Genomic DNA, 12,555 nt, shown 5'->3' with positions numbered 1-12,555 from the left:
CGTCTAAACTCAAAGTGTTCGCTAACTCTCTACACTCCATGTCTCGCTGGTTTAATATTGCAGGTCCTTGTAAAGCTGACAAACACTATATGCTACCACCGACAAGTCGGCTACCCGATTTGTCAATGCTTATCGAACAAGAAAGCTATTTTGTTGTTCATGCACCCCGTCAAACAGGTAAAACTACGGCAATGCTAGCTTTAGCCAAACAACTTACCGCAAGTAGACGTTATGCAGCAGTCATGGTATCAGCGGAAATGGGAAGTGCTTTTAACAATGATGTGAGTGCGGCAGAATTGGCAATTTTGGGAACTTGGCGGAATACAATTGAGGATAACCTACCCCCAGAATTACAACCCTCAACTTGGATTTATAATGCTCCTGGGCAAAGAATTAGCGAAAATTTAAGAGCTTGGGCAAAATCTTCAGCGAAACCTCTGGTAATATTCGTTGACGAAATTGATTCCTTGCAAGATGATACTTTGATTTCGGTGTTACGGCAGCTAAGGGATGGTTTTCCCAATCGTCCAGAAAATTTCCCTTTATCTGTAGGTTTAATAGGTTTACGAGATGTGCGCGATTATAAAGTTGCATCTGGTGGAAGCAATAGATTAAACACCGCAAGCCCTTTCAATATCAAAGTTAGTTCTATCACCCTAAGAAACTTTAACGCTGAAGAAGTAGCAGAATTATACGGACAACATACTGAAGATACAGGACAAATTTTTACACCAGAAGCCAGCACAACAGCCTTTTATTTAACCCAAGGACAACCTTGGTTAGTTAATGCATTAGCTAAAGAAGTTGTGGAAAAACTGGTTAAAGATAGAAGTATTGCTATTAGCCGCGAGCATATTTTACAAGCCAAGGAAATATTAATTGCTCGTCGAGATACTCATCTTGATTCTTTAGCTGAAAAACTACGAGAAAGTTTCGTTACCACAGAGCAAGACCACCCCACCAACGGTACGGCTAAGATTGTAGAGAAAAATGGTAAGCGTTATTTGGAATTCAGTAAGGGATTTACCACAGCACGCGGACCAAAAGTAAGAGTTGTTTTACACCGCAAAAGCACCGTACCCGTCAACTTACAAGAAAAAAATTACGTAACTCTGGCTAACTTACAACGCTTCGATGGCGCTCAACGTTATGAAATTCCAGCTAACTTTGATTTAGATGACTTTAAATCTGTCGCAATTTGGTGTGAAGAGTTTAACGTTACCTTTGGCTTTGCTAGATTGCAAGGTGCTTAAGTTTAAACATAATTTTTATACACAAGAAAAATCTTTATTCTCTTATTGCTCGCTTAGCCATATACACCATTTCATCAGTAGTTTTCTGGAAAAAGCCAGATGCTGCTGATTTTTATATTGTAATGAGTCTATTTTTCACAATTTTCATTAGAGAGAAAAAAAGGAGGATATGATGAGTTCAGCTAAATTTTGGGACAAAATAGCAGAAAAATATTCAAAACAGCCGATTGCTGATGAAGCAGCTTATGAGAAAAAACTGCAAGCCACGCGGGAATACTTTCAGCCAGATATGGAGGTATTAGAGTTTGGCTGCGGCACTGGTTCTACTGCTATTCTTCACGCAGCCTACGTTAAACATATTCGCGCAATAGATATTTCATCGAAAATGATTGAAATTGCTCAAAAAAAAGCTGATGCAGAAAATATTAAAAATATTACTTTTGAACAATTGACTATCGATGAATTAAGCGTGTCCGATTGCACTTACGATATGGTGTTAGGACTGAGTATTTTGCATTTACTAGAAAACAAAGAAGAAGTAATCTCCAAGGTTCATAGAATTCTCAAGCCGGGTGGAATTTTTGTCACCAGTACAGCATGTCTTGCAGATAGCATGAAGTGGTTTAAGCTTATTGCACCGATTGGGAATTTTTTGGGTTTGATACCTTTAGTCAAGGTTTTTACAACAAAAGAATTGGAATACAGTTTTACTAATAGCGGTTTTGTGATTGATTACCAATGGCAGCCAAGCAAAGGCAAAGCGGTGTTTATTGTGGCGAAGAAAGCTGAGTAAATTTATTAAGTCACTCAAACTTCTCCCCTCTCGCCAAACACTCAACCAACTCGCTGCGAGTCAAATTATTATCCCGAGCAATTTTATCTAAATTTTCCCAAGCAGTATCGGTAAGTCGTAACGAACGCACTTGTTTCGGCTCTTGATAATCCTGCTCGAATTTACCGGAGCTAGAACGCTTGCGGCGTGAGGATTTTTCTTTAATTCGGGCATATTTATTCTCTTCATTTTTTTGTTCTGGAACAATCAAGTTAACCAAACATTTAATCAATCTTTCCCGCTCCATCGGCATAATATCACCAGCTTGAAGCATATATTCAATCATGGTGTAATGAACCAAAGCACCTAAAAATACCCTTGTTGTTGCTTTTGGATCGGTAATCTGTAGTTCGGAACGAGAACTCAGATAGTTTGTTATAACTCGAACAACATTATTGTCTATATGACGAACCATGTATTGCGCTAGCATGGGGAATCTTCCCGACTCAGCAATCATCAAGCGCATTAAATCTAAAAATTCCGGTACATCACTAATATTTTTACTGAATTGATTTAATAAATTATTAGCAAAATTACTTAAAACATCCGCAGGTTCACCTTCAAAAATTTGCGGGTTCGGTTGATTTAAAGCAACCCCGCAAGTTGAGATTAAGCGCTCAATCAAAGCGATAAATAATTTTTCTTTATCCTGAAAATAGCTGTAGACGGTAGTTTTTGAAACTCCTGCTGCTGCTGTAACTTTATCCATTGTGGTTCCAGCAAAACCATGAGTTAAAAATTCCTGCATCGCACCTTGCAGAATCGCTTCAACTTTTTCTCCCGATTGGGAAGTGTCCGCATTTCCATTCTCTGATGCTTTGATGTCTTTTTTTCTCGCTTGCATATTTAAGATATTGAAAAATTAGTTTGTAATTGCCTACGCGCACCATTGCTTATCTGCTGCCTATGCGAACTTTTGTGTATTAGCTTAAATCGCCATGTATTACGAATTGATTCTATCATTTTTCATCTTTGATTAGTAAAAATAGAATCGTATAATGCACCTAAAGATAGATTTTTTTTACTCATTGAATTAGACTAAGTTCCCTTATAGTAAGCATTTAGCAGCAAAAAATTAACCAATTATTAGTCGAACTTATTCAATATATTAATTCAAACACCTTGACAAAATCAACTGTACTGTTTAGTTTAGTATTAAGCGATTAAACGATTTAGTTCACTCTTACTTATCTTGAGAGGAATTATTATGGTCAGTACATTTTTTAAGTTACCAAAAGTTAAGCCTCGAAGGACTGCAATAATCGGCGCTAGCGTCAGTTTGTTGGTGGGAGGAGTGCTATTATCTCAAGTTATCGGCAACCATGTATTACAAACTAAAGAAGCAGAAAAAGAACAGCTCTTAGTTATTCCTGAAATTAAGACGGTGACAGCATTAGGTCGGTTGGAGCCGGAAGGGGATATCATCAAAATTGCTGGTTCTTCATCGGGACAAGGCGCTCAAGGAAATAAAATAGATAGGTTATTGGTTAAGGAAGGGGAAGAAGTTAAAGCCCGACAGGTAATTGCTATTTTGGGTAATAGCGATAAATTAAAAGCAGCTTATGAAAAAGCGAAGGAAACTGTGGCGATCGCTCAAGCGAATTTAGCCAAAGTCCAAGCTGGAGCGAAAACTGGGGAAATTGAAGCTCAGAAAGCTGAAATTGCTAGAATTAAAGCGCAGTCTTTAGGAGAAGAAAGAGCGCAACGGGAAACTATATCGAGATTAGAAGCGCAGTGGGAAGGAGATAAGGCGACTCAAAGAGCGACTATTAGAAGATTGGAAGCTGAGTTGAATAATGCTCAATCGGAATTTCGCCGCTATGAAAGCTTGTATAAGAATGGTGCAATTTCTCAATCAAATTTTGATAGCAGACGTTTAAAAGTAGATACTGTTTTACAACAATTAAACGAAGCAAAAGCTGCTTTGCAACGAACCCAAAGTACTGGAAGCAGGCAGATTCGAGAAGCAAAAGCTGTTTTAAATAGAATTCAAAATGCGAGTAGCGAACAAATAAGTTCTGCTCGAGGAACCTTAAGTAAAATTGCTGAAGTTCGTCCGGTGGATGTAACAGCAGCAAAAGCCGAGTTGAGACAAGCCGTAGCAGCAGACAAAGAAGCAAAAGCCAATTTCGAGCAGTCTTTAATCAAAGCACCTACAGATGGTGTGATTTTGAAAATAAATAGCAGAAGTGGAGAAACAGCTTCTAATGATGGAATTGTTGAACTAGGAAAAGTTCAGCAGATGATGGTGTTGGCTGAAGTTTATCAAGCTCATATTGGCAAGATAAAAGAAGGTCAAAATGTAAGGGTAACGAGTAATTCTCTGGGTGTTGATTTGACGGGTAAAGTTGATTTTATCGGTTGGAAAATACAGCGTCAAAATGTAATTAATGCCGATCCAAGTGACAATATTGATGCTCGGGTTGTAGAAGTCAAGGTGCGTTTGGATGAAGAATCTAGTAAAAAAGCTGCTAAATTGACTAATTTGCAGGTTAAGGCAATTTTTGAGTTGTAAGGATTAATATTTTCAATTTTATTTTTAACGCAAAGTCGCGCAGAGGTAAACGCAAAGTAACGCAGAGGATTGATGAGAAATATTGGTTGATGAACAGGACTTTCTCTAATTCAAAATCTAAAATCGAAAATCCAAAATAGTCATGCTGGGATTTATTCAACAACTTAAACGTCGTACTCCTTTGGGGTGGTTGCAACTTTCGCGTCATAAAGGACGTTTCCTTGTTGCGCTTTCGGGAATTGCTTTTGCTGATATTTTGATGTTTATGCAGCTTGGATTTCAAGCTTCTCTGTTTGAAAGTAATACAAAACTTAATCGTGCTGTACTTGCAGATATTGTTTTAATTAGCTCTCAAGCCAAAAGTACCCAAAATTTATCTACATTTCCTCGGAATAGATTATTTGAAGCATCCGACGTACCGGGAGTCAAAGCAGCAGAACCTATGTATGTGGGAATGGTGTCTTGGAGAAATCCACAAACCAGGAAGAAAGTTCAGGTACAAGCGATTGGATTTAATCCTGAAGTACCTGCTTTAGATATACCCGAAGCTAACGCCCAGCTTGATAAAATTCAGTTACCGGATAGATTCTTATTCGATAAAGCTGCCAGGGGGGAATACGGCGAAGTTTATGCCAAAGTCGAAGCGGGTGAAGAAGTTTCGACGGAAATAGGTAGAAGAACTATTAGTGTAAACGGACTATTTAAATTTGGTGCTTCCTTTGCTGCGGATGGGATGTTGCTTTCAAGCGATAATAATTATTTACGCTTATTTCCCAACCAAAAAGCAAGCAGTGTGAATATTGGTTTAATTTATTTAGAACCGGGATATGAAGCTGAAGAAGTTGTATCAAGATTAGAAGAATATTTACCTGAAGACGTAAAAGTTCTAACACAAGAAGGGTTTTTACAATTTGAATTAGACGTACTTACTAAAGAGAGTCCGATTGCTTTTGTTTTCACTTTTGGTGTAGCGATGGGCTTTTTCATTGGTGTAATTATTGTTTATCAAATCCTTTCTACAGACGTAAATTCTCATTTGAAAGAATACGCAACATTTAAAGCCATGGGTTATGGAAATAACTATTTATTAGGGGTAATTTTTGAGGAAGCAATTATTATCGCTACGGTTGGTTTTCTTCCCGGATTTTTCATTCCATTGGGTTTATACCATTTAGCAGCTACCGCAACTAATTTACCTATTTACATGACAGTTTCGCGAGCGATTACCGTTTTCATTTTAACCGTAATTGTCTGTGCTATTTCTGGAGGAATTGCAACTCAAAAACTTCAATCTGCTGACCCAGCGGATATGTTTTAACGTTGAGAAGTGAACTATCACGGATTAAATGGATGACACGGATTACACGGATGATTGAGAACGATATTATAACAAATAACGATTAATAACTAACAACTAACTAATGAATACTGAACCTGCTATTTCAATCCACAATCTCAACCATTATTTTGGTAAAGGTCAGCTTCGTAAGCAGGCTTTGTTTGATATCAATTTAGAAATACAGGCTGGTGAAATTATTATTATGACTGGGCCATCTGGTTCTGGTAAAACAACGCTGTTAACACTTTGCGGTGGTTTACGTTCGGCTCAAGAAGGTAGCGTCAAGGTGTTAGGAAAAGAATTATCTGGTGCTTCTGCAAAACAATTAACTATTGCCAGACGCGAGCATGGTTATATCTTCCAAGCGCATAATTTACACGAAAGTTTGACCGCCCTTCAAAACGTAAGAATGGGTTTAGAAGTTCATCCACATATTTCTACTCAAGAAATGCATCAAAAATCTACTGAAATGTTAGAAATAGTTGGATTAGGGAACCGAATTGATTATTATCCCGATGACTTATCTGGTGGACAAAAACAAAGGGTAGCAATAGCACGCGCTCTTGTCAGTCAACCAAAGATTGTTTTAGCTGATGAACCTACTGCTGCACTTGATAAAAAAACCGGACGCGATGTAGTTGATATTATGCAGAAATTAGCTAAAGAACAAGGCTGTACGATTTTGATGGTAACTCATGATAATCGGATTTTAGATATTGCCGACCGCATTGTTTATATGGAAGATGGAAAGTTAGCTCCTTTACCGGAGTCGATGGAAGTTTCGCATTAATTTTTTTATCGCAACTATTTTACACTATTCAAAATATTCTTAAATCTTCTCTATAAGAATCATCAGAGGTGCATATGTTGTTTTTACTAGTAAAGCTTGCAAAAAATTCAAACATACGTTTCAATACTATCAAGAGAGTAAATGAATGATTGTTATCCAAGTGCTTTATTCTCAACTAAACTAATATCTGACTTAAAAAGCACCAAAAGGTTTGTTCTGTAAGGGTTTAACTTTTTGATAATTCATTATTTACCAAATACAGTTTTAGGTTTCAGCTATTTTCACATTCAAATTCATAAATTGTAATTCAAACAAACGTTTGAAATATGGAGCCTATAACGAAAAATAAATTTATAGCTCTTAACTCAAGATTAAAAAGGAAATTCCTCATGTTACAAAAAACAGATGTTCTAGTTGTCGGTGCTGGTCCTACAGGTTTAACTGTTGCCATCGAACTTGCACGACGTAACGTTAAGGTGCGAATCATAGAACAACGAAACCACCCATCTACCCGCAGTAAAGCGTTGGTTGTACATGCCCGCACCTTAGAATTTTTAGATATTCTTGGTGTTGCTGAAGAATTAATCCAGCGCGGTTATACATCTCCTGGAATTGATTTCAGCGCAGATGCACAAAACCCGCTACGAGCTAACATGTACGGGCTTGACACGCGGTTTCCTTATATATTAATTTTGCCCCAAGCTGAAACCGAAGCAATTTTAGAGCGCCGTCTCAATCAACTTGGTGTGGAAGTCGAACGGAGTCGCAGTCTGACTCATTTCCAAGAAACTGAAACAGGAGTTTGCGCTACTGTCGAATATCAAGATTGTTCTCAAGCTGATATCGAAGCGAAATATCTTGTAGGTGCAGATGGCTCGCGCAGTACCGTCAGAGAAGAACTCGGTTTACCTTTTGAAGGTTCTCCCTATTCTTGGACTGCATTTCTAGGTGATGTTCGTATGGAAGGACATCACGCCGAAGGTGGAACAGAACAACATTCCAACGACAGAGGTTTAGCTTTTATTGTACCTTTTGATGACGGCTCCCATCGGATTGTCACCATCGATCGCAAGTATCAAAATCAGCCCAAAAAACGCGAACTTGACTTAGAAGAATTGCAAGAGTCCATCAGCGCTATTTTAGAAAAACCAGTTTCTTTAAGTCAACCAAAATGGTTATCCCGATGGGGTTCTGAATTACGCTTAGCTCCCAGATATCAAGTCGGAAGAGTATTTATTGCTGGCGATGCAGCCCATACCCACAGCCCTGCTGGCGGTCAGGGGATGAATACTGGTATCCAAGATGGCTTTAATCTCGGTTGGAAATTGGCTTTTGCTGTCAAAGGTGAATTACCTCAAAGTCTTCTAAATACTTACGATACAGAACGCCATCAAATAGGCGATCGCATTTTACGTACAAGTGACTTCTTGTTGCGTAGTTTACTTTTACGTCAAAGGTTCTTACGACAAATGCGAGAATTAATATTTCGTATCTTTATTCCCTTACCTTTCGTACAGCGAAAACTGGCTCAAAATTTATCGGGTTTAGGAGTTAGTTACGAAACAGGGGAAGGTAAACTCGCGGGAAAGCGCATACCAGACATGGAAATAATCAGCGCTAAACACGAACGGATAAGACTTTACGAACTCCTACGCTTTCCTGGCTACACCTTGATTCTGTTCATAGATCCAAATCAAGCTCAATCGCAACGGAAACAAATAGAGCAGATTCTTGAAAGCAGCGATGAAATGTTAAGAGCGCACGTAATCTTAAACAATGGCTTGCCGCAGCTGCATGACTTTGAAGCCAGCACCTTGGTGGATTATCGCGGTGATTTTGAAACAAAGCTTGGTGCACAAACTGGTCGGATTCTGTTGGTACGTCCAGATGGTTATATTGCATTTGATATGGATCATCTTGGTGCAACTGCTTTTAAAAAACAGCTAAAGCAATGGAAGAATGCCAAGTCATTTTCGCGAACTGCTATAGCTGTTTGATATCGTTTCCGTTTATATCGGAATCAAATAGATTTCCTCTTCTTCTTCTTTCCTCTGCGCTCTCCGCGCTCTAGAAGGGTTTATTATCCCAAGCCGGTGCAACCGGAATTGATATGATATCTGATTTTTCGAGCTAATTAAAGCGGCGCATCTTGGTAACGGTGAATAAAGTTCTTTTATCTCAAAATTTAGTCTTCCATCAAAACTAAACGCTTTATTTTTTGGGTTGAAAGAACTTAAAGGATTAAACACACACCCTTAAACAACAAAAAATGAAACTTCCTTTATACCGCTATTTCCGTAATCTAAGAATGCGAACTTTAGTTGCTGCTTTGTTCGGTTTATGCTCTAGTATGCTGACAATGCAGCCTGCATATAGTGCCGAACGTATTCAGTTTTTCTATGGCCCGGTTGGCTCTACAATTGAACTTAAAGAACTTGAAGAGGTTGCAAAAACTGGAAAACTCAAAGAAAATTTCAGCATTTTAGACAACTATTTAAATGATGAAGAATTGGTATCGCTTCAGACTTTGTTGAATACACGCTTTGAAATTGATGTTGTGGGTATATCCCGAATTAGCTATAGCTCTGCTGGCTCTGAATTACTTGAGCGATTAGGACAAATTATACAGACAGAAAATTCCCTCAACGGTTCCAAGGGACTTCGTGCTGCTTTAACTTTTGCTGCTGCCGATAAAGAAGGGTTAACGGTAATGAATGTGATTCGTCAGTTTCCTTTAGAAACTATTCAAATCAATCTACCCTTAACCTTAAAGCTAGCTAAAGAAAATCAAGAAATCTTTCAAAAACAAGCTGGAGTAGTAGCTAATATTCGTAAACTTGCTGAATCTAAAGCTGGAAAATTAGGAGCAAAATCACTCAAGACAGATCCTCGCGAACAAGGTAATCATACCTGGAAGTTAAAAACATTTTCCTTCCAAAATCCCAGTCGTTCGCAAATCTCAAGCGCTGACTTGTATTTACCAAAGCAGCCATCAAATTCATCAAAACAGATTCCTGTAGCAGTAATTTCCCACGGAACAGCCTCAAATCGTCAGACTTTCGCTTACTTAGCAAAACATTTGGCTTCTCATGGATATGCTGTCGTAGTTCCAGAACATCTCGAAACCAGCACTCAGAAATTTTCTAAACTTTTTAATGGATTAGAAGGACCACCAGACCCCAATACATTATTACTGCTTCCTAAAGATATTACAGCAGTATTAGACGAATTAGAACGCCGTGCTAAATCGGAACCCGAATTAGAGTCTCTTAACTTACAAGCAGTTGGTGTATTCGGTCAATCTCTGGGAGGTTATACAGTTTTAGCCTCAGCAGGAGCAGAATTAAGCCGCGATAAACTTGAGAATGTTTGCTTAACGACTGTAGAAGAGCGTCCAATACTTAACTCATCAATGTTGCTCCAATGCCGACTTTTGGAAGTGCCTGCTGAGAAATCATTAACTGTAAAAGACCAACGTATCAAAGCAGTCATCGCTATCAACCCATTCACCAGTCATATATTTGGCGAAACAGGATTAAATCAATTACAAGCACCCGTTTTGTTTGTAGCGGGTACAGATGATTACTTTGTTCCAGCTTTACCAGAGCAAATTAAACCCTTTCAACAACTACAGATTGAAGATAAATATCTAGTTGTGATGGAGAATGGTACGCATTTCTCAACTTTAGAAATGACAGAAGATGGTGGAGGTTTACCAGTACCAGAAAGTTTGATTGGAGCAAATCCAAAAAAGGCTCAACCGCAAATCAATTCTCTAAGTCTTGCCTTTTTTAATCGATATCTTCTTAATCAAATAGAAAGTGAAATGTACTTAAATCAATCTTATTTAAATACATTCAATCCCGAGCCATTCAGATTTAATATAGTCCGAGATTTTTCGGAGTGATTGGGTTTAAATTCAACAAATGCTTAAAAAATGATCGTGAAGAGAATAAATCAGTTTGCGGCTCGCAGTCCGCCAATTACTGCAAATTAAGTCAATCTTTTGGCTTAAACACCACTAACGCACTTTACTACTTCTTGCAGAAGTTAGAGAAAGAGTAAAAAGAATAATTTCCATCAATTTTATGATTTTTATTCTTTCTCTTTTCTTATATATAAATACAAAACTTATTACCAAATTCAAAGGGAACTAAAATGACACATCAAGTTACTTTATTCAGCAAACCTAACTGTAACTATTGCGTTAAAGCAAAAGCGGTTTTCAAAAGACTGAATATAGACTTTCAAGAATATGATGTCACAGCCAATCAGCGGAATGCAGATGCATCTGTTTATTTAAGTGGAGCAGCAACAGTACCGCAGATTTTTATCGGTAATTATCATATCAACGGCGCACAAGATTTAGAAAAGCTGGAAAAATCAGGAAGATTAACAAAACTATTAGAAATCAAAACAGATGAATTATTGCTAGATCAAATTTCAGATGCAGAATTAAATGAAGGTGCGAAGGATGTTGCTTTATGCGAGTATATTCCGCAAAGCGATGTTAGCCGCGATAAAGACGAAGAAATTTTACCAGTATTACATTTTTACAAAGAATTATTCGGATTTTTACCGAACACCTTTGTTTATCTACACAACTGGATTGAGGCTTACAAGCTTTTTTACTACTGTCACCTCATCTGGGCAACTGGATATATCAAGCAAGTACTGGGTATGAAGAATTTAAGTGCTATTGGTTATTCTACGTCAAAATCACACGGTTGCACTTATTGTCAAGTACATAGTATAGGTATATCAAAAAACGATGAACACGATCGGGATATGACGGAAGAAAGCAACAAAGATATTCAAGGAGAATCAATAGAAAACAATCCACTTAATGAGTTTGAAATGGCACTAGCAAAGCTTGCAGGTGATTTAACACTAAATCAAGTTGAAGAGATTGCTCTGGAAAATATCCGGACTCTAGGTTCAAATGTTTTACAAGAAGTAGATGCCGATGCTTGTATTGAAGCGACATTAGTTTTTGCAGCTTCCTTTGGCTTTCTGAATGTTTTTAACGATCTGACTGGATTGGAAATAGAAGGAGATTTAGCGCGTCAAGTAGGTGAACGAGTTGATATTCAAGGGGGAAGACATAGTATACAAGATTCTAATCCGTCCAATCTCGACTACGAAATACCGCAGAAAGGTCCATCTATTGAAGAGATACATGCTAAGTATAATGCAGCAGTTGGCGACCTCAATACCTATGTTGAGAAAGAATTCAGATTTTTTCCGGCTTGGATTCAAAAATGGTCGCAGCTATCCCAGAAGCGTCACGCTTATATGTATGCTGAACTGATGAACGAGCGTTACCATAGTTTAATTCCAACAGAGCTTAAGCATCTGATGGCGAGAGTTTCAGCGATAGCAAAAAATCATGACTATCTAGCAGCAGCTGAAGGGTATTTTGCTTATCATACTGCTACCGATAAAGAGCTTGCAGTTGAAAGAGTTCGTCAATGCTATTTAGCTGCAACAAATCGAGGAGATACCAGCAAATTGTTTAACGATAAAGAAAAAGCCGCGCTTCAATTTGCGCTAGTTTCGGCTCAGACTCCATTAACAACACCACTACGATTTGTAGAAGCTGCAATTAAACAATATCAGCCTGAAGAACTTATTCATTTAATAGTTGTTTGTTCCATTGCTTCTATGGTGCAGCGATTTGTTGCAGCAGCTAAACCAGAAATTGAGCCGGTTGTGGATCAGTTTTTTAAGAAATATTCTCTTGAAACTGATACCTTGGCAGCTCGCTATGCTTTGGTTTGAATAATAGAGGCTGTTGAATAAAAATATAGCCTGATGATTTCACAT

The 12,555-nt window shown here is 38.1% G+C and carries 8 protein-coding genes and 2 pseudogenes; 9 read left to right on the top strand and 1 reads right to left on the bottom strand.

Features of this window, described 5'->3' with window-relative positions; translation table 11 throughout:
- Window positions 1-38: 38 nt before the first annotated feature.
- The 3 genes and pseudogenes from RIV7116_RS31370 to RIV7116_RS31365 form a co-directional block, all read left to right on the top strand.
- Window positions 39-929: pseudogene (locus RIV7116_RS31370) on the top strand (ATP-binding protein); the annotation flags it as partial.
- 24 nt (window positions 930-953) lie between these two features.
- Window positions 954-1,253: pseudogene (locus RIV7116_RS36705) on the top strand (DM13 domain-containing protein); the annotation flags it as partial.
- Between the two features lie 169 nt (window positions 1,254-1,422).
- Window positions 1,423-2,046: a class I SAM-dependent methyltransferase gene (locus RIV7116_RS31365; protein WP_044291298.1), complete on the top strand. Its 624-nt coding sequence runs from the start codon at window positions 1,423-1,425 to the stop codon at window positions 2,044-2,046.
- A gap of 10 nt (window positions 2,047-2,056) precedes the next feature.
- Here the strand turns inward: RIV7116_RS31365 and RIV7116_RS31360 are convergent, their stop codons facing one another.
- Window positions 2,057-2,929: a TetR/AcrR family transcriptional regulator gene (locus RIV7116_RS31360; RefSeq protein WP_015122364.1), complete on the bottom strand. Its 873-nt coding sequence runs from the start codon at window positions 2,927-2,929 to the stop codon at window positions 2,057-2,059.
- 363 nt (window positions 2,930-3,292) lie between these two features.
- Between RIV7116_RS31360 and RIV7116_RS31355 the strand changes: the two genes are divergently transcribed.
- The 6 genes from RIV7116_RS31355 (at window position 3,293) to RIV7116_RS31330 (ending at window position 12,510) form a co-directional block, all read left to right on the top strand.
- Entirely contained in the window at window positions 3,293-4,600 is a 1,308-nt protein-coding gene (locus RIV7116_RS31355; RefSeq protein WP_015122363.1) for an HlyD family efflux transporter periplasmic adaptor subunit, read from the top strand.
- A gap of 142 nt (window positions 4,601-4,742) precedes the next feature.
- Window positions 4,743-5,918 (top strand): ABC transporter permease DevC, encoded by a 1,176-nt coding sequence (devC, locus tag RIV7116_RS31350; protein ID WP_015122362.1) that lies wholly within the window; start codon window positions 4,743-4,745, stop codon window positions 5,916-5,918.
- A gap of 103 nt (window positions 5,919-6,021) precedes the next feature.
- On the top strand, window positions 6,022-6,729 hold the full coding sequence (locus tag RIV7116_RS31345) for a DevA family ABC transporter ATP-binding protein (RefSeq protein ID WP_015122361.1): 708 nt from the start codon (window positions 6,022-6,024) through the stop codon (window positions 6,727-6,729).
- 326 nt (window positions 6,730-7,055) lie between these two features.
- Window positions 7,056-8,726 carry an FAD-dependent oxidoreductase gene (locus RIV7116_RS31340; protein ID WP_083894109.1) on the top strand — a complete coding sequence of 557 codons (1,671 nt, stop codon included), beginning with the start codon at window positions 7,056-7,058 and terminating at the stop codon, window positions 8,724-8,726.
- A gap of 272 nt (window positions 8,727-8,998) precedes the next feature.
- Window positions 8,999-10,636, top strand: coding sequence for an alpha/beta hydrolase (locus tag RIV7116_RS31335; protein ID WP_015122359.1), 1,638 nt, complete (start codon window positions 8,999-9,001; stop codon window positions 10,634-10,636).
- Between the two features lie 251 nt (window positions 10,637-10,887).
- Complete coding sequence (locus RIV7116_RS31330) at window positions 10,888-12,510, top strand: glutaredoxin domain-containing protein (RefSeq protein ID WP_015122358.1); 1,623 nt, start codon at window positions 10,888-10,890, stop codon at window positions 12,508-12,510.
- Window positions 12,511-12,555: the final 45 nt, after the last annotated feature.

It is taken from the genome of Rivularia sp. PCC 7116 (assembly GCF_000316665.1).
In the GTDB taxonomy this organism is placed as follows: Bacteria; Cyanobacteriota; Cyanobacteriia; order Cyanobacteriales; family Nostocaceae; genus Rivularia.
This window is presented reverse-complemented; position numbering and strand designations above follow the sequence as displayed.